Annotated in this window: 17 protein-coding genes; 9 read left to right on the top strand and 8 right to left on the bottom strand. The window is 67.7% G+C overall.

Features of this window, described 5'->3' with window-relative positions; all coding sequences use genetic code 11:
- The first annotated feature begins 65 nt into the window (after positions 1-65).
- The 5 genes from recQ to GV001_RS15850 all read left to right on the top strand — a co-directional run bounded on the left by recQ (position 66) and on the right by GV001_RS15850 (position 5,394).
- Positions 66-2,195, top strand: a complete 2,130-nt coding sequence (recQ, locus tag GV001_RS15870) for a DNA helicase RecQ (RefSeq protein WP_160081535.1) — start codon at positions 66-68, stop codon at positions 2,193-2,195.
- A gap of 74 nt (positions 2,196-2,269) precedes the next feature.
- A complete protein-coding gene (locus GV001_RS15865) occupies positions 2,270-3,439 on the top strand; it encodes a diguanylate cyclase domain-containing protein (protein WP_372238548.1) in 1,170 nt (389 codons plus the stop codon).
- An 82-nt stretch (positions 3,440-3,521) separates the two neighbouring features.
- Positions 3,522-4,538 carry a DUF2804 domain-containing protein gene (locus GV001_RS15860; RefSeq protein ID WP_160081533.1) on the top strand — a complete coding sequence of 339 codons (1,017 nt, stop codon included), beginning with the start codon at positions 3,522-3,524 and terminating at the stop codon, positions 4,536-4,538.
- A 120-nt stretch (positions 4,539-4,658) separates the two neighbouring features.
- On the top strand, positions 4,659-5,093 hold the full coding sequence (locus tag GV001_RS15855; protein WP_160081531.1) for a MarR family transcriptional regulator: 435 nt from the start codon (positions 4,659-4,661) through the stop codon (positions 5,091-5,093).
- Positions 5,094-5,100: 7 nt separating this feature from the next.
- Positions 5,101-5,394, top strand: a complete 294-nt coding sequence (locus tag GV001_RS15850) for a SelT/SelW/SelH family protein (RefSeq protein WP_160081529.1) — start codon at positions 5,101-5,103, stop codon at positions 5,392-5,394.
- A 3-nt stretch (positions 5,395-5,397) separates the two neighbouring features.
- Here GV001_RS15850 and GV001_RS15845 read toward each other — a convergent pair whose 3' ends face one another.
- Genes GV001_RS15845 through GV001_RS15835 form a run of 3 tightly spaced genes read right to left on the bottom strand, consistent with a single transcriptional unit; the run spans position 5,398 to position 7,422 of the window.
- On the bottom strand, positions 5,398-6,270 hold the full coding sequence (locus GV001_RS15845) for a DMT family transporter (protein ID WP_160081527.1): 873 nt from the start codon (positions 6,268-6,270) through the stop codon (positions 5,398-5,400).
- Positions 6,267-6,602, bottom strand: a complete 336-nt coding sequence (locus tag GV001_RS15840; RefSeq protein ID WP_160081525.1) for a tRNA-binding protein — start codon at positions 6,600-6,602, stop codon at positions 6,267-6,269. The genes GV001_RS15845 and GV001_RS15840 overlap by 4 nt, the downstream gene beginning before the upstream one ends.
- 58 nt (positions 6,603-6,660) lie before the next feature.
- Complete coding sequence (locus GV001_RS15835; protein ID WP_160081523.1) at positions 6,661-7,422, bottom strand: AraC family transcriptional regulator; 762 nt, start codon at positions 7,420-7,422, stop codon at positions 6,661-6,663.
- Positions 7,423-7,700: 278 nt separating this feature from the next.
- On the opposite strand from GV001_RS15835, the gene GV001_RS15830 reads away from it, so the two are divergent.
- Complete coding sequence (locus GV001_RS15830) at positions 7,701-8,507, top strand: UDP-2,3-diacylglucosamine diphosphatase (RefSeq protein WP_160081521.1); 807 nt, start codon at positions 7,701-7,703, stop codon at positions 8,505-8,507.
- Positions 8,504-9,535 carry a glycosyltransferase family 1 protein gene (locus GV001_RS15825; protein ID WP_160081519.1) on the top strand — a complete coding sequence of 344 codons (1,032 nt, stop codon included), beginning with the start codon at positions 8,504-8,506 and terminating at the stop codon, positions 9,533-9,535. Before GV001_RS15830 ends, GV001_RS15825 begins: the two co-directional genes overlap by 4 nt.
- A 126-nt stretch (positions 9,536-9,661) precedes the next feature.
- On the opposite strand, the gene GV001_RS15820 is transcribed toward GV001_RS15825, so the two are convergent.
- Entirely contained in the window at positions 9,662-11,053 is a 1,392-nt protein-coding gene (locus tag GV001_RS15820) for an adenylate/guanylate cyclase domain-containing protein (protein WP_256664942.1), read from the bottom strand.
- 236 nt (positions 11,054-11,289) lie between these two features.
- Entirely contained in the window at positions 11,290-11,607 is a 318-nt protein-coding gene (locus GV001_RS15815) for an Mpo1-like protein (RefSeq protein ID WP_160081517.1), read from the bottom strand.
- 125 nt (positions 11,608-11,732) lie between these two features.
- On the opposite strand from GV001_RS15815, the gene GV001_RS15810 reads away from it, so the two are divergent.
- Positions 11,733-12,734, top strand: coding sequence for an AraC family transcriptional regulator (locus GV001_RS15810; protein ID WP_160081515.1), 1,002 nt, complete (start codon positions 11,733-11,735; stop codon positions 12,732-12,734).
- A gap of 32 nt (positions 12,735-12,766) precedes the next feature.
- Here GV001_RS15810 and GV001_RS15805 read toward each other — a convergent pair whose 3' ends face one another.
- The gene (locus GV001_RS15805; RefSeq protein ID WP_160081513.1) at positions 12,767-14,221 is read right to left on the bottom strand and encodes a TrkH family potassium uptake protein; all 1,455 of its coding nucleotides are present in this window, start codon (positions 14,219-14,221) and stop codon (positions 12,767-12,769) included.
- Positions 14,222-14,246: 25 nt separating this feature from the next.
- Positions 14,247-15,701, bottom strand: a complete 1,455-nt coding sequence (locus GV001_RS15800; protein WP_160081511.1) for a TrkH family potassium uptake protein — start codon at positions 15,699-15,701, stop codon at positions 14,247-14,249.
- 153 nt (positions 15,702-15,854) lie between these two features.
- Between GV001_RS15800 and GV001_RS15795 the strand changes: the two genes are divergently transcribed.
- Entirely contained in the window at positions 15,855-16,415 is a 561-nt protein-coding gene (locus tag GV001_RS15795) for a nitroreductase family protein (protein ID WP_160081509.1), read from the top strand.
- Positions 16,416-16,466: 51 nt separating this feature from the next.
- On the opposite strand, the gene GV001_RS15790 is transcribed toward GV001_RS15795, so the two are convergent.
- The gene (locus tag GV001_RS15790; protein ID WP_160081507.1) at positions 16,467-17,798 is read right to left on the bottom strand and encodes a HAMP domain-containing sensor histidine kinase; all 1,332 of its coding nucleotides are present in this window, start codon (positions 17,796-17,798) and stop codon (positions 16,467-16,469) included.
- Positions 17,799-17,839 lie beyond the last annotated feature (41 nt).

The raw sequence follows: 17,839 nt of genomic DNA, 5'->3' as shown, positions 1-17,839 counted from the left end.
CGACAGGCGTTGGCTGCAGGGGCATGCCGCTCGCGTATACTGCGCGGCTGCATATGGAGACCGGCATGCTCGACCAGGCGCTACGCATTCTCAAAGACGTTTTCGGCTATGACGCCTTCCGTGGCAAGCAGGCGGCGATCATCGAACGCGTGGCCGCGGGCGGTGATGCGTTGGTGCTGATGCCGACCGGCGGTGGCAAGTCGTTGTGCTTCCAGGTGCCGGCGCTGCTGCGCGAAGGCCTGGCCGTGGTGGTGTCGCCGCTGATCGCGCTGATGGAAGACCAGGTCGCCACGCTCGACGAGCTGGGCGTGGCTGCGGTGGCGCTGAACTCCACCCTGAGTGCCGACGAGCAGCGTGATATCGCCGAGCGCATCCGCCGCGGCGAGATCAAGTTCCTCTACGTGGCCCCCGAGCGCCTGGTGCAGCCGCGCATGCTGGACTTCCTGCAGCGCCTGCCGCAGCTGGCCCTGTTCGCCATCGACGAGGCCCATTGCGTGTCGCAGTGGGGCCACGATTTCCGCCCCGAATACTTGCAGCTTGGCCAGCTTGCCGAGCTGTTCCCCAATGTGCCGCGCATCGCCCTGACCGCCACGGCGGACATGCGTACCCGCGAGGAGATCGTCCAGCGCCTGCACCTGGAGAACGCCGAGCGTTTTCTCTCCAGCTTCGACCGGCCGAACATCTTCTACCGCATCCTGCCCAAGGATCAGCCGCGCAAGCAGCTGCTGGCCTTCCTCGCCGCACGCAAGGGCGATGCCGGCATCGTCTACTGCCTGTCGCGCAAGAAGGTCGAGGAGGTCGCGGCCTTCCTCAGCGAGCAGGGCTACCCGGCGCTGCCGTACCACGCCGGCCTGGCCAACGAGCTGCGCGCCTACCACCAGAAGCGCTTCCTCAACGAGGAAGGGCTGATCATGGTTGCCACCATCGCCTTCGGCATGGGCATCGACAAGCCCAACGTGCGCTTCGTCTGCCACCTCGACCTGCCCAAGTCGCTGGAGGCCTACTACCAGGAAACCGGGCGTGCCGGCCGCGACGGCCTGCCGGCGGATGCCTGGATGGCCTACGGCCTGCAGGACGTGATCTTCCTCAAGCAGATGCTCAGCAATTCCGAGGGCGACGAACGGCACAAGCGCGTCGAGCAGCACAAGCTCGATGCCATGCTCGCCCTGTGCGAGGAGACCCGCTGCCGCCGCCAGGCGCTGCTGGCCTACTTCGACGAGGACATGCCGCAGCCCTGCGGGCATTGCGACAACTGCGTCGACGGCGTGCAGACCTGGGATGCCACCGAGCCGGCGCGCCAGGCCCTGTCGGCGATCTACCGCAGCGGCCAGCGCTATGGCGTCGGCCACCTGGTCGACATCCTGCTGGGCCGCGAGAACGACAAGATCCGCGCCCCCGGCCACCAGCACCTGGCCGTGTTCGGCATGGGCAAGGCGCTGGGCGAGGGTGACTGGCGCACCCTGTTCCGCCAGCTGGTGGCGCGCGGCCTGGCCGATGTCGACCTCGACGGCTACGGCGGCCTGCGCCTGTCCGACAGTTGCCGGCCGCTGCTGCGCGGCGAAGTCAGCCTGCAGCTGCGCCGCGACCTCAAGCCGCAGCAGGCGGCCAAGGCCAGCGGCAGCAGTGCCAGCCAGTTGGTGCGGGTTGACGAGCGCGAGCAGTGGGAGGCCCTGCGCGCGCTGCGGCGCAAGCTGGCCGAGGAACACGGCGTGCCGCCTTACGTGATCTTCCCCGATGCCACCCTGCTGGAAATGCTGCGCAGCCGCCCGGCCTCGCTGAGCGACATGGCCCAGGTCAGCGGCGTCGGCGCGCGCAAGCTGGAGCGCTATGGCGAGGCCTTCCTCGAAGTGCTCAATGGCGCCGTGGAGACGGCCCCGGTGGTGGCCGACCTGCGCCACGAGCTGGTCAGCCTGGCGCGCGCCGGGATGACTCCGCTGCAGATCGCCAGCCAGCTCAAGTGCAGCGAGAAGAACGTCTACAGCCTGCTGGCCGAGGCCATCGGCCGCCAGCAGCTGAGCCTGGAGCAGGCGCTGGACCTGCCGGATGACCTGCTCGGCGAGATCCAGGACGCCTTCCTCGATGGCGAGGGCGAACTGCCGCCGGTGGCGGCGATCGCCGCGCAGTTCGCCGGGCGTGTCGAGGACGGTGTGCTGCACTGCGTGCGCGCCGCCCTGCAGGCCGAGTTCGAGGTGTGAGCGGCGGCGCCGGGCTTGTGGCCGGCGCCCCCGCCCTCTAAGGTGGCTGCACAGGTTCGCGTGTCGAGGTGTCGGTGTCGCTGTATCGCACTTGGTTGGCCGATGTGCCCGCAAATCCCTATGCCGAGCAGCTCAAGCAGGGCGTGCAGCGGCTGCGCTTCGCCCGCCCGCTGGAGCGCCAGTACCGCCTGTACCAGCGTCAGGAAAGCTACGGCCTGCGGCGCATAGCCCTGGCCTTCGGCGTGCTGGTCTGGCTGGCATTCGCCGCCCTCGATCAGCTGGTGATCGGTGCGCCGGAGCGCTGGTGGGCGCTGGCCCTGCGCCTGGGCGTGCTGGTCCTGCTGCTGGGCTACGCCTGGCTGCTGCTGCGCCAGCCGCATTCGTCCTGGCTGGGGCCTTTCAGCCTGCTGTGCATCACCGCGCTGGGCGTCTCGGCCACGGCGGTGGTGGGCATCGCCCACCTGCGCCATCCGGACTTCCCCTACGAAGGCCTGCTGCTGATCTGCATGGCCGCCTACTTCCTGGTGGGCCTGCGCCTGAGCGAGGCGCTGCTCAGCTCGGCGATCATGCTGGTCGCCTACCTGGCATTCGACAGCTGGGCCGGCACCGCGCCGGCGCGGCTGGCCAACAACCTGGTGTTCCTGCTGTTCGGCAACCTGATGGGCGCGGTGGGTTGCTACCTGCTGGAGTACCGCTCGCGCGAGCACTTCCTGGTGGGCAACCTGCTGCAGGTGCTCGCCGAGCAGGACAGCCTGACCGGCCTGCACAACCGCCGCAGCTTCGACCGCCAGCTCGACCGCCTGTGGCGCCAGGCCCAGCGCGAGCGGGTGCCGGTCGCGCTGCTGCTCGGCGATGTCGACCACTTCAAGGCCTACAACGACCGCTACGGCCACCAGGCCGGCGATGCGGTACTGCGCCAGGTCGGCCAGGTGTTCCAGCAGGCCGCCCGGCGCCCGCTGGACATGGCCGTGCGCATGGGCGGCGAGGAGTTCGCCGTGCTGCTCTACGGCATCGATGCCGCGCAGACGCAGCAGCGTGCCGAGGCATTGCGCCAGGCCGTCGAGGGCCTGCGGATCGAGCATGCCGGCTCCACCAGCGCCGCCGTGGTGACCCTGTCGATCGGCATGGTCTGCCTGCTGCCGCAGCCCGGCCAGGCCCCGAGCAGCCTGTACCAGCAGGCCGACCGCTGGCTGTACGAGGCCAAGGCCGGCGGCCGCAATCGGGTGCTGAGTTCGGCGCTCTAAGTCCGTCGCTTTGGCGCATTCCGTCGCCAGACGGGCACGGACCGGCTGCTAGCATCGCCGTTTTCGCCGCCGAGCAGTGCCGATGCAACGACTGATCCAGGCCAATGGCCAGCCCCATTACGGCATCTTCGCCGAGGCCCCGGGTCTGGTGAACTACCGCGACTTCGACTTCCGCTCGCCCATGGGCCGGCGCCTGGGGGCCCTGGCCAAGTGGCGGCGCTTCCACCAGTTCCAGTACTTCGGCCTGGTCAGCCACGAGCTGATCGGCGGCTGCGCCTTGGGCAACCTGAGCCTGCTCGGTGTCGGCTTCGTCTATCTGTTCCATCCGTCCAGCGGGCGCCTGATCGAACGCCAGTTCCGCCTGCCCCTGGGCTTTGGCAGCCGCTTCTCGCAGCAGCCAGACGACGGCATCTGCGAGCTGCGCAGCGGCGGCAATCTGCTGCGCCTGGAGAACCGCCTGCAGCCGAAGGAGAAGCGCCTGCTGGTCGAACTGGACGACGGCACGCGCATCGACGCGCACTTCTCCGAGCAGCAGCCGGCCTTCCAACCCATGTGCATCTGCACGCCCACGGCGGTCAACGGCTGGGTCTACGCGCAGAAGGTGGCCGGGGTGCGCTGCCGTGGCTCGGTACAGAGCGCGCTGGGCGATTTCGATCTGCAGGCGCTGGACGCCTTCGCCCACCACGACTGGTCGGCCGGCTACATGCGCCCGGAAACCCACTGGAACTGGGCCTGCCTGTCCGGCGAGGTGGCCGGCGTGCGGGTCGGCCTGAACCTGTCCTGCGGGGTCAACGAAACCAGCTTCAGCGAGAACTGCTACTGGCTGGACGGCGAGCTGGTCCAGGTCGGCGGTGTGCACTTCCAGTTCGACCGCGACGACCCGTTGCAGCCCTGGCACATCCGCTCCGCCGATGGCCAGGTCGAGCTGCGTTTTCGCGGCCACGGCCTGCACCGCGAGCGGCTCGACCTGGGCCTGCTGGCGAGCAACTTCAAGCAGGTCTTCGGCTGCTTCGACGGCGTCCTGCGCCCACCGGGTCGCGCTCCGCTGGTGATCGAGCAGCTCTGGGGCTTCGTCGAGGATCAGTATGTGAAATGGTAACGGCGGGCTTGGCGGGGGCCTGCGGCGGAGTTATGGTTAGGTGACTAATAATTAGGTTTTTCTGCTGTCTGCCCGCCATAGGGGCAGGCGGGCGGTGGCAGGAACCGGGAAATCGTCACTATGAATAACTTTGCGCAACACAGTTTTGGCATGCAGCTGGCTCAACTTTCCCGCGCCTGGCGCGCCGAACTGGATCGCCGCCTGGCCGGCCTCGGCCTGTCCCAGGCGCGCTGGCTGGTACTGCTGCACCTGGCCCTGCACCAGGAGCCGCCGACCCAGCGCGAGCTGGCGAAAACCGTCGGGGTCGAGGGGCCGACCCTGGCCCGCCTGCTCGACGGCCTGGAAGCCCAGGGCCTGGTACAGCGCCAGGCCGTGCCGGAAGACCGGCGGGCGAAGAAGGTGCTGCTCAGCCCCCAGGCCCGCCCGCTGATCGAGCAGATCGAGAGCATCGCCATGGGCCTGCGCAAGGAGCTGTTCGCCGGCGTCAGCGAGGAAGACATGCAACTCTGCCAGCGGGTCCATGCCCAGGTCCTGGCCAATCTGGAAAAGAACTGAGGTGGCCATGAACGAAGCCGCGCGAGCCGCCAAACCCGAGGTGGTGATCACCTACTGCACCCAGTGCCAGTGGCTGTTGCGTGCCGCCTGGCTGGCCCAGGAGCTGCTCAGCACCTTCGCCGACGAGCTGGGCAAGGTCAGCCTGGAACCGGGCAGCGGCGGTGTGTTCCGCATCAGCTGCGATGGCAGCCAGCTGTGGGAACGCAAGGCCGATGGCGGTTTCCCCGAGGCCAAGGTACTCAAGCAGCGCCTGCGCGACCTGATCGACCCGGCCCGCGACCTGGGCCACAACGACCGCTAGCGGTCAGCTGAGGTCGTCGACGCTCGGGCTGTGCTTGCTCAGGCGTGCCGAGAGCACCGTGGCCAGCACGATCAGCGCGCCGCCGCAGAGCATGCGCAGCCCCGGCTGTTCGTGGAACAGCCACCAGGCGAAGGCGATGCCGTAGACCGGCTCCAGGGCGAACACCACCGAGGCGTTGCGCGCGTTGAGCACGCGCAGGCTGGCGACGAACAGGCTGTGCGCCAGCGCCGTGCAGAGCAGGCCGAGCAGGCCGATCCACAGCCAGTCGAGCGGGCGCACCGCGGGCAGCAGGCTCCAGGCAAAGGGCAGGCTGCACAGCAGGATGCTGATGTTCTGCCACAGCGCGGCCTGGGCCGGGTGTAGGCCGCGGGTGGTGGCGCGGTTGCTCACCGACACCAGGGCGAACAGCAGGCCGGACAGCACCGCCCAGGCCAGGCCGAGGGTCGCCTGGTTGCCGAAGTCGAAATTCGGCGTGACCAGCACCAGGCCCAGGCAGACCAGGCCGACTACCGCCCATTCGCCACGGCGTACCCGCTCCTTGAACAGCAGCCCTTCGAGCAGCACGGTAAAGGCCGGGAAGGTGGCGAAACCGAGGGTGGCCACCGCCACGCCCGCCACCTTCACCGCGATGAAGAAACTCCACCAATGCCCGCCGAGCAGCAGGCCGGCACCGGCCAGGGCCAGGCGGCGCTGCCAGCTGGGCCGCTCCTGGCCGGCGGCGGTGCGGGCGAACAGGCCCAGGGCGCCGACGGCGAACAGGGCGCGGCCGAACACTATGACCACCGGGGCGGCCAGGGCCAGCTTGCCGAAGATCCCGGACAGGCCGAAGAACAACGCGCCCAGGTGCAGGGCCAGAAGTGCCTTGCGCCGGTTCATGCCAGGCGGGCGCCGTTGGCCAGCGGATGCTCGAAGCTGGCCAGCACCACCTTGCCGCCCTCGTCGTAGACGCCGGTGACCAGCACCTCCGAGCGGATACCGGCGATGCGCTTGGGGGCGAAATTGCACACGCAGAGGACCTGGCGGCCGATCAGTTGCTCGGCCGAGTAGTGCGCGGTGAGCTGGGCGCTGGAGGTCTTGATGCCCAGCTCGCCGAGGTCGACTTCCAGCACATAGGCGGGTTTCACGGCTTTCTCATTGAGACGGGCGCTGCGCAGGGTGCCGACGCGCAGTTCCACGCGCTCGAAATCCTGCCATTCGATGGTTTGCATAGGCGACTCCTGAATATCGGCAGAGTCTAGATGGCGCCCGCGCACCCGGTCTGTCGGGCTACTCCCGGGATTTGTCGCGGGACTCGCGGCGCAGCTGGCGCGGCGTGCTGCCGAGCTGGCGTGCCAGGGCCGCGGTGAAGGCGCTCTGCGAGGCGTAGCCGACCCGCGCGGCGACTTCGCCGACCGCCAGGTTGCTGCCCAGCAGCAGCTCGCGGCCCAGTTGCAGGCGGCGGCTGCGCACATGGTCCATCGGCGTCTGCCCGGTTTCCTCGAGGAAGCGCGCGTGGAAGCGCGCCACCGACAGGCCGCACAGGCGCGCCAGGTCGGCCACCTGCAGCGGGTGGGCACAGTGCCGTGCGATATGCGCATCGAGTGCCGCCAGCGGCAGGCCCGGGCTCGCCGCCGGCGGGCTGCTGCTCAGGCTGGCCAGCAGCAGGGCGGCGCCCTGCTGGGCGATCACCTCATCGTTGATCGGGCTGGCGGCCAGCCAGTTGACCAGCTGGCTCTGCGCCGGGTTGAGCAGCACGCGGCCGGGGCGTTCGAGCAGGCGCCGGCCGGCATCGGCATGGGCGCCCAGGCGCTGCTGCAGCCAGCCGTCCGCAGGCACGTCGAGCACCAGGCAGTGGCTGCCGGCGGCACTGGCACAGGCATGGTGAGCGCTGGGCGGCACCACGGCGAGGCTGTGGCTGAGCACCTGGCAGCCCTGGCCGGCGACTTCGAAATCCAGGCAGCCGGACAGGCCGAACACCAGCTGGGCGTGCTCGTGGCTGTGGGCGATCGGTTCGTGGCGGTAGTGGCGCAGGGATAAAACCGGGTGCATGGCGGTCTCCTGAGAGCCTGTTTAGGATCTCTTGATCGTCAGCCATGCTGCGTTGAAGTTGGGCTCTGACTGCTCATTTACACCTCGTAAACTCCGCGTCCTCGCCCAACTTCGCCTGGCCTGGCTCTAGCTCAAAAGATCCTAAACAGGTTCTGAAACAAGCTGGCAGTCTACACCGCCGCGGCGGGCCGGTGGGTTGTCATCGGACTGTCGTCTGGCGGTCATGCGGCCTTCACCGGCGGCGGGCAAGCTCGCGCTAAAACCAGCGGAGGCCCTCCATGAGCATCGCCGAGCGCAGCACACCCAGCCGCAAGCAACGAGTCCGCACCCTGTGGATCTCCGACGTGCACCTGGGCACCCGCGACTGCCAGGCCGAGCGCCTGGCCGAGTTCCTCAAGCGCTACCAGGCGGACAAGGTCTACCTGGTCGGCGACATCATCGACGGCTGGAAGCTGCGCGGCGGCATCTACTGGCCGCAGGCCCACACCAATGTGATCCGCCGCCTGCTGACCATGAGCAAGCGCGGCACCGAGGTGATCTACGTCACCGGCAACCACGACGAGTTCCTGCGGCGCTACTCGCGGCTGATCCTCGGCAATATCCAGCTGGTCGACGAGGCCGAACACCTCACCGCCGACGGGCGCAAGCTGCTGGTGATCCACGGCGACCAGTTCGACGTGATCACCCGCTACCACCGCTGGCTGGCCTTCCTCGGTGACAGCGCCTACGAATTCACCCTGACCCTCAACCGCTGGCTCAACCACTGGCGCGAACGGTACGGCTACGGCTACTGGTCGCTGTCGGCCTACCTCAAGCACAAGGTCAAGACCGCGGTGAACTTCATCAGCGACTTCGAGGAAGCGATCGCCCACGAGTGCGTCAAACGCGGCTTCGACGGCGTGGTCTGCGGGCATATCCACCACGCCGAGATCCGCCGGGTCGGCGAGGTCGAGTACCTCAACTGCGGCGACTGGGTGGAGTCCTGCACGGCGCTGATCGAGCACCTGGACGGCGGCATCGAGCTGTACCGCCTGGCCGAGGCCCAGGCGCGCGAGGCCCAGCTGGCCATTGGGCAGGTGGCATGAGGATTCTCATCGTCAGCGATGCCTGGCTGCCGCAGGTCAACGGCGTGGTCACCAGCCTGCAGGCGCTGGTCGGCGAGCTGCGCGGCCTGGGCCACCTGGTCAAGCTGCTGTCGCCGCAGGATTTTCGTACGCTGCCGTGCCCCAGCTACCCGGAGATCCCGCTGGCCTGGGACCTGTGGAAGATCGGCCCGGCGCTCCGCGAGTTCCGCCCGGACTGCGTGCACCTGGCCACCGAGGGCCCGCTCGGCTGGGCCGCCCGGCGCTGGCTGGGCCGGCGCGGGCTGGCCTTCTCCAGCGCCATCCACACCCGTTTCCCCGAGTATGTACACAGCCGCTGGCCGCGGATTCCGCTGAGCTGGGGCTACGCCTACCTGCGCCGTTTCCACCGCCCCAGCCAGGCCGTGCTGGTGAGCACCGAGCGCATGCGCGAGGCGTTTGCCGCCCACGGCCTGCGCCGCCTGCAGCTGTGGCGTAAGGGCGTGGATGGCGCGCAGTTCCGGCCGCAGGCGGTGCTGTCGGGCGAGCCGGTGTTCCTCTACGTCGGGCGCCTGGCGGCGGAGAAGAACCTGCGGGCCTTTCTCGATCTGGACCTGCCGGGTGAGCAGCGCGTGGTCGGTGACGGCCCACAACGCGCCGAACTGCAGGCGGCCTATCCCCGGGCGCGCTTTCTCGGCTACCAGCAGGGCGCCGAACTGGCCCGCTGCTTCGCCACGGCCAGCGTGCTGGTGTTCCCGTCGCGCACCGATACCTATGGCCTGGTGATGCTCGAAGCGCTGGCCAGCGGCACGCCGGTGGCGGCATTCCCGGTGGCCGGGCCGCTGGATGTGCTGGAGGAGGGCGTGAGCGGGGCGATGCGCGAGGATCTGCGCGAGGCCTGCCTGGCGGCATTGCAGCTGGACCGCAGGCAGTGCGCGGCGCTGGCGGCGCGGCAGTCGTGGCGGGCCTCGGCGCTGGAGTTCCTGGCCCGGCAGCCGTTGCTGGATGGCGAGCCGGTGCCGGTCGAGGAGCTGCAAGCCCTGCAGACGTAGGTTGGGTTGAGGTGCGCAGCGCCGAAGCCCAACAGCGCTACACGTGTTGGGCTTCGCTGCGTTCAACCCAACCTACGTGCCCAACGTGTTCCGGAATGCAGAAGCCGCCTGGCGGCGGCTTCTGGGTTACAGGATGACCTTGTCGCGCAGCTTCTCGGCGGCCTGGTTGAGGGCCTGGATGACCTTTTCCTTGTCGTAGTTCTGGATGCCGTTGGTATCCAGGTACATGGAAAAGCCCGGCAGCTCGTGTTCGACATAGCTGGACTTGGCACCGAGGTCGCGGCGGAAGTCCACCACCTGGTAGATCTGCACCGGGCGGCTGAAGCCCTTGACCGCGATCTGGCCCTTGTCGCGGCACATGATCACGTCCTTGGCCAGGGAATAGGTCTCGTGGGAGATCAGGATCTCGCCGGCTTCGGCCGCGCTTTCCAGGCGGCTGGCCAGGTTCACTTCGCGGCCGATGATGGTGTAGTCCATGCGCGTGTCGGCGCCGAAGTTGCCTACCGTGCAGTAGCCGGTGTTCAGGCCCATGCGGATTTCCAGCGGCTTGGTGATGCCCTGGGCGCGCCACTGCTGACGCAGCACCTTCATGTGCTTGCGCATGGCGATGGCCATGGACACGGCGTTCACCGCATCCTTCTTGGCGCCCTGGGTGGCCGGATCGCCGAAGAACACCATGACGCTGTCGCCGACGAACTTGTCGATGGTGCCGCCGTACTTCAGGGCGATCTTCGACATCTCGTTGAGGTAGGTGTTGAGCAGGTCGGTCAGGGCCTCGGCTTCCAGTTCCTCGGACAGCTCGGTGAAACCCTTGATATCGGAGAAGAACACGGTGAGCTTCTTGCGCTGGGTTTCCAGGCGCACGTGCTTCTTGCCGCTGAAGATCATTTCCCAGACCTGCGGCGACAGGTACTTGGCCAGGTTGCGCGCCAGGCGGGCGGCCTTTTCCTGTTCCTTCTTGATCTCGCTGCGGACCTGGGTCAGGTGGCGGCTCTGCTGGTTGACGAAATAGGCGGTGATGCAGATGTACAGGGTGGTCAGCAGGATGCTGACCAGGGCCACCAGGATCGGCGTGCTGGCATTGACCCGCGGCTGGGCCAGGGTGCTGGTCAGCGCCACGCTGCCGGCGGCTACCAGCAGGGCCAGGCCCATGTGGCGCAGGCCGCCGGAGATCAGGGTGCTGAAGCTCAGGGTGAGCAGGAACATCAGCGTCGGCACCACCGAGAAGCCCATCAGCACGGCGGCCATGCCGGCATGCACGGCGTCGATAAACAGCAGCACCAGGTGGGTCTTTTCCGGGTGGTCGCGTTTGAAGCGGTTGCCCAGGTGGTGGGCCAGGTGCGGGTAGAGCAGGGCGTAGGGCACCATCCACAGGATGTCGTAGCCGAAATGCTGGGAGTAGGTGCCGGCGGCGAGGCTGGCCGCCGTCGCGATATAGGCCAGCACGCGGGAGTAGTACTCGCGCAGCACGGGGGTGGAATGGACCCGCGAAGGGTCCTGGGCGACAGACTTAATCAAATGCGAATGATCCCTGCTGGTTTTCTGGCGCTTCTGGCGAGCGCCTGGGTGGTCTGCAAGACCTGAGCCAAGGCTATGGCAAGGCGGGATCATAACCATGTGGGGACCGGCGGCCAAGCAGGATCGCCGAACGCTGGGCCCGGCGTGCGTTCGCGTCGTGGCCCGGCAGGGGGAAGTCGACCGGCAGCTGGCGGCTGATTCGCGTGCTTGAGCGGATCAGCGCCGGACTCAGGTTCTCAGAAACGGATGCGCCCGGTGAAGGCATCCTTGAGCATGACCCAGTCACCCATGAAGCTGTACAGCGGGTACTTGAAGGTGGCCGGGCGGTTCTTCTCGAAGACGAAGTGGCCGACCCAGGCGAAGCCGTAGCCGGCCACGGGCAGGGCCAGCAGCCACAGCCACTGCTGGCTGGCCAGGGCATAGCCGAGGATGCCGAGCACCAGCAGGCTGCCCACGTAGTGCAGGCGGCGACAGACATCGTTGCTGTGCTCCTGCAGGTAATAGGGGTAGAACTCGGCAAAGCTGTGGAAGCGTTCGGTGGTTGCGGCGCGCATGGCATACCTCCTGTCATTGTCGGCTGGCAGTGTAGGGCGACTGTCTCCGGCGGCCAGTGACATACAGTGCCAGTTTAGTATCCTCATGGCGCCATTTCGTGCCGACCAACCCATAAGAACAATCGATGAGCGAACGTACCACTTCATCCAGCTGGGCATCCGGCATCGTCGCGGCCCTGGAACTGGGCGGTGTCGATTGCCGCAGCCTGTTTGCCCGTCTTGGCCTCGACTATGCGGCGCTCGCCGATGCCGATGCACGCTTCCCCCAGGACGCCATGACCCGCCTGTGGCACCTGGCGGTGGAGGCCTCCGGCAATCCGGCCATCGGCCTGAACATGGCCAGGGTGGTGCGCCCGTCATCCTTCCATGTGGTGGGCTACGCGCTGATGTCCAGCCGCAACCTGCTGGAAGGCTTCGCCCGCCTGGTGCGCTACCAGCGCATCATCGCCGAGGGCTCCGACCTCGCTTTCCAGCCGACGGCCGACGGCTACCAGTTGACCCTGGTGATCCATGGCGATCGCCTGCCCTCGACCCGGCAGAGCGCCGAGGCCTCGCTGGCCTATTCCCTGGCCTTCTGCCGCTGGCTTACCGGCAAGCCGCTGACGCCGCGGCTGGTCAGTTTCCAGGGGCCGCCGCCGGCGGATCTGCAGCCCTACAAGGAGGTGTTCCAGGGACCGCTGAAGTTCAATGCCGAGCACTATGCGCTGCTGTTCGAACGGGCCGACCTGGATGCGCCGCTGCCCACCGCCAACGAGGCGCTGGCGCAGCTGCACGACCGTTTCGCCGGGGAATACCTGGCGCGCTTCTCGGACAGCCGGGTGACCCACCAGGTGCGCCAGGTGCTCTGCCGCCTGCTGCCCCAGGGCGAGCCCAAGCGCGAGGCGGTGGCCCAGGCCCTGCTGCTGTCCGAGCGCACCCTGCAGCGGCGCTTGCAGGATGAGGGCAGCAGCTATCAGCAACTACTGGACGACACCCGCCGCGAGCTGGCCGGGCAATACCTGGCCCAGCCCAACCTGACCCTGCTGGAAATCGCCTATCTGTTGGGTTTCGCCGACCCGAGCAATTTCTTCCGCGCCTTCCGCCGTTGGTTCGACAGCACGCCGGGCGAGTATCGAGCGCGCCTGTAACCCTTGCTACGGGCTTGTCGGGGACGCGGTTCTCAGTGACGCCAGAAGGCGGGCAGGAGCAGAATCAGCACGGTAAGGATTTCCAGGCGGCCGATCAGCATGCCCAGGGTCAGTGCCCACTTGGCCACGTCGGACATGGCCGCGTAGTTGCCGGCCGGTCCGATCACTTCACCCATGCCGGGGCCCACCCCGGAAACCATGGCGGCGGCACCCGACAGCGCGGTGATCCAGTCCATGCCGGTCATCGCCACCACCAGGGCCAGGCTGGCGATGGTGATGGTGTAGAAGAAGGCGAAGGCGAGGATCGAGCGGGCGATCTCTTCATCCAGGCGGTGGCGGTTGTACTGCTGCTTGATCACCGCGCGCGGATGGACCAGTTGCTGCAGGTTGGCCTTGAGCAGGATATAGGCCACCTGGAAGCGGAACACCTTGAGACCGCCGGCGGTGGAGCCGGAGCAACCTCCGACGAAGCCCAGGTAGAAGAACATCATGCTGGCGAACGGACCCCACAGGTGATAGTCGCCAAGGGCGAAGCCGGTGGTGGTCATCACCGACGTGATGTTCACTGCTACATGGCGCAATGTGTCGAGCCAGTGCAGGTCGGTGGTGCTCCACTTCCAGCAGGCCAGGATCAGCCAGCTACCCAGCAGCAGGATGAAGAAGCCGTGCACCTGCTGGTCGCGCAGCAGTGCCTGGTAGTTGCCACGCAGAGTCGAGACGTAGAGCACGAAGGGCAGGCTGCCGAGAATCATCACCAGCACGGCTACCCAGTGCACGGCCGGCTCCTGCCACTTGGCCAGGGACGCGTCGGAGGTGGAGAAACCGCCGGTGGCGATCGCCGACATGGCGTGGTTGATGGCGTCGAACAGGTTCATCCCGGCCAGCCAGAAGGCCAGGGTGGCCAGGGCGCTGAGGCCGACATAGGCCAGCACCATGTACTTGGCGACCATGTGCGAGCGTGGCATGACCTTGTCCGAGCGGTCCGAGGACTCGGTCTGGAACAGGCGCATGCCGCCGATGCGCAGCATCGGCAGGATGGCCACTGCCATGGCGATGAAGCCGATGCCGCCGAGCCAGTGCAGCAGCGAGCGCCAGATCAGGATGCCCGGCGACATGTTGTCCAGGCCGCTGAAGATGGTGGCGCCGGTGGCGGTGATGCCGGACATGCTCTCGAAGTAGGCATCGGTGAAGCTGACGTGCTGGGTGAGCAGGAACGGCACGGCGGCGAAGATCGATACCAGGATCCAGCTCGATACCGTCAGCATGTACATGTCGCGCGGGCGTAGCTGGCTGTTCTGCGGCCGGCCCTGGGCAACCAGGGTGATCCCGGCGATAAAGGTGATCAGGCTGGACCAGAGAAAGGCATTGATGCCCTGGGGCTGCTCGAACAGCAGCAGGGTGACGACCGGCACCAGCATGCTGATGGCCAGGGTGACCAGAAAGATGCCATTGATGAAGCCCAGCGTGCGCAAGGTGGGCAGGGTCATGGCCGGTTGTTCTCGTGGCGAGGCATCAATGCTTCCAGAAGGCGCGGGTGAACAGCACCAGCACGGTGAGGATTTCCAGGCGGCCGAGCAGCATGCCGATGGTCAGCAGCCACTTGGCGCTGTCCGGCAGGGTCGAGAAGTTGCCGGCCGGGCCGATGATCGGCCCCAGTCCCGGGCCGACGTTGCACACCGCTGTGGCCGCGCCGGTCAGCGCGGTGATCCAGTCCAGTCCGGTGAGGGTCAGGCACAGGGCGATCACACCGATGGTGATGGTGAAGAAGAAGGAGAAGGTGATCAGCGAGCGGACGATGTCTTCGTCCAGGTTGTGGTTGTTGTACTGCTGCTTGATCACCGCGCGCGGGTGCACCAGTTGCTGCAGGTTGGCCTTGAGCAGCACGTAGGCGACCTGGAAGCGGAAGATCTTCAGGCCACCGGAGGTGGAGCCGGAGCAGCCGCCGATGAAAGTCAGGTAGAAAAACAGCAGCACGGCGAAGCTGCCCCAGGTGGTGTAGTCGCCCAGGGCATAACCGCTGGTGGTCACCACGGAGGTGACGTTGACCGCGACGATGCGCACGGCATCCAGCCAGGCGTGTTCGGAGTTGGCCCACAGCCAGGTGCCGAACACCAGCCAGGTGAGGACGAGGAAACCGACAAAACCGCGCACCTGATGATCGCGCAGCAGCGCCTTGCGATGCCCGCGCAGGGTGGCCACATACAGGGTGAACGGCAGACCGCCACCGATCATCATGAACACCGCGACCCAGTGCACCGCCGGTTGCTGCCAGTTGGCCAGGGACGAGTCGGAGGTTGAGTAACCTCCGGTGGAAATCGAGGTCATCGCATGGTTGATCGCCTCGAACGGCGTCATACCGGCGGTCCAGTAGGCCAGGAAGCCGAGCAGGGTCAGCGCCACGTAGACCAGCAGGATGTACTTGGCGGCCATGTGCGAGCGCGGCATGACCTTCTCGCCCCAGTCCGAGGATTCGGTCTGGAACAGGCGCATGCCGCCGACCCGCAGCAGCGGCAGGATGGCTACCGCCATGCCGATGAAGCCGATGCCCCCCAGCCACTGCAGCATCGAGCGCCAGATCAGGATGCCCGGTGACATGCTGTCCAGCCCGACCAGGATGGTGGAACCGGTGGTGGTGATCCCGGACATGGTCTCGAAGAAGGCATCGGTGTAGCTGATATGGGCGATGATCACCATCGGCAGGGCGGCGAAGCAGCACACCACCACCCAGCTGGCACTGGTCAGCAGGTACATGTCGCGCGGGCGCAGCTGCAGGTGCTGCGGTCGGCCGGGAATGACCAGGGCCAGGCCGGCGACGAAGGTGATCAGGCTCGACCAGAGAAAGGCGTTGAGATCGTCGCTGCGCTCGAAGGCGAGCAGGGTGAGCATGGGGATGATCATGCTGGCCGCCAGGGTGATCAGGAAGATCCCCAGGATGAAACCGATGATGCGAAGGGTCGAGAAGGCCATGAGGCGCTCGAGTGGCTGGAAAGTCCGGCATTCTACCTGCCTGCCCAGCCCGCTAGAAGGGCTGCATTTGGCTGGTGAAGCGGGCTGCATCGCGCCGTGACAAAACCTCGGCAGGCCCTAAAATGCCAGCCTCAATTCCGGAGGATATGGCCGATGCAAGCCCTCGATCTGTTGCTCAACCGCGTGTCCGTTGGCCGCCTGCTCGATCCCGCGCCGGATGCCGCGCAGCGCGAGGTGCTGTTTCGCGCCGCCCTGCGCGCGCCCGACCATGGCCAGCTGCGCCCCTGGCGTTTCCTGACGGTGGAGGGCGAGGCGCGTGTGCAACTGGGCGAGCTGTTCGCCAGCGCGCTCCTGGCCGGCAATCCCGAGGCCAAGCCGGAGGCCCTGGACAAGGCACGCGGCATGCCGCTGCGCGCGCCGCTGGTGGTGGTGGTGATCGCCCGGCTGAGCGAACACGCCAAGGTGCCGCAGCAGGAACAGCTGCTTTCGGCCGGTTGCGCGGCGCACGGCCTGTTGCTGGCGGCGCAGGCGCAGGGCTTCGGCGCGGTCTGGCGCACCGGCGAGCTGGCCAGCGATGGGCATGTGCTGGCCGGGTTGGGCTTGGCGGCCAACGAGCGCATCGTCGGTTTCGTCTACCTGGGCAGCTTCGAGGGCGCGCGGCGCACGCCGGCGCCGCTGGCGGTGGCCGACTTTGTCGGCAGCTGGCCTAGCTGAAGGGTTCCGCCAGCCAGGCGGCGCCTGATGCCCGCTAGGCGAGGCCGGGTTTCACTGTGCGGCGCCGCTCAGCGGCAGCTCCAGGCTGGCGACGAAACCGCCGTCCGGGTGGTTGGCCAGCAGCAGGCGGCCGCCATGCCGTTCGGCACTGCGCCTGGCGATGGCCAGGCCCAGGCCGTGGCCCGCGGCGCTCTGCCCGGGGGCGCGGAAGAACGGCTCGCCGAGCTTCTCCAGCAGCTCCTCCGGCACCCCCGGACCATGGTCGCGCAGGCTGATCAGCAGATGCTGGGCGTGCCGCGTCACGCTGATCTCGATCGGCTGGCCGGGCGGGTTGAAGCGCAGGGCATTGCGCAGCAGGTTGTCGAGGGCGCGGGCGAGCATGTCCGGCCAGCCCTGGAGCGTCAGCGCCGGATCATCCAGCTGGACCCGCAGATGCTGTGCGGGGGCGCTCAGGCGCGCGTCGTCCTGCAGTTCGTCGAGCAGCTTGCCCAGCTCGATCGGTTGCGCGCTGCCGGGTTCGGCATCCAGGCGGGCGAGGGCGAGAATCTCGCTGATCAGGCCTTCCAGGCGGTCGCACTCCTGGGTTAGGCGCGGCCACAGCTTGTCGCGCTGCGCCGGCTCGGCGCGTTCGGCCAGGGCCAGGGCGATGCGCAGGCGCGCCAGTGGCGAGCGCAGCTCGTGGGACACGTCGCGCAGCAGCTGGCGCTGGCTGCCGATCAGGCCCTGCAGGCGCGCGCCCATGCGGTTGAAGTCGCGCGCCAGCACGCCGAACTCGTCGCGGCGGTCGGCCAGGCGCGCCAGGCTGTGCTGCTGGTAGGTGGTCTGGCCGAGGTCATGCACGGCGCCGCGCAGGCGCCCGAGCGGGCGGGTGATGGACAGGGTCAGCAGCAGGCTCAGCGCGGTCAGCACGACCAGGGCGATGCCCAGGGCGCTGAGCGGCCAGAGCAGGCTGTCGCGGTGCCATTCGGCCAGTTCCGGGTGGGGGATGCGGTAGATGAACAGGTAGGTCTTGCCGCTGTCCGGGTTGGTGTATTCGTCGGTCAGGCGACGCCAGGGCAGGCGCTTCTCGTTGCGCTGGCGGGCTTCGAAGGCGGCGGCGCGCGGCGGGAAGGTGCCGTAGACCAGGGCCTGGCCGTTCTCGTCGAGCACCTGGGTGTCGACATGGAAGCGCCGCTTGCGCCGTTCCAGGAAGTCCTGGGCGGCCTGCGCGCCCTGCTCCTCGTAGCGCTGGCTCCAGCGCTCGGGCAGGTTGCGCAGCGCCGGGTGGTTACTGAGGATCCAGGCATCCTGGTTCAGGGCGTGGCCCAGCAGCAGGGAGAGCCCGGCAACCAGGGCGATGGCCAGCCAGAAGCTGGCAAAGATGCGCCAGAACAGTGAACGCACGTGGACTCCTCAATCGGCAAAACCCGCCAGCAGTACCTGCC

The organism is Pseudomonas sp. 8AS (assembly GCF_902506505.1).
Lineage (GTDB): Bacteria > Pseudomonadota > Gammaproteobacteria > Pseudomonadales > Pseudomonadaceae > Aquipseudomonas.
Note: the sequence above shows the minus strand (reverse complement) of the source record. Positions and strands in the feature narration are given on the sequence as shown.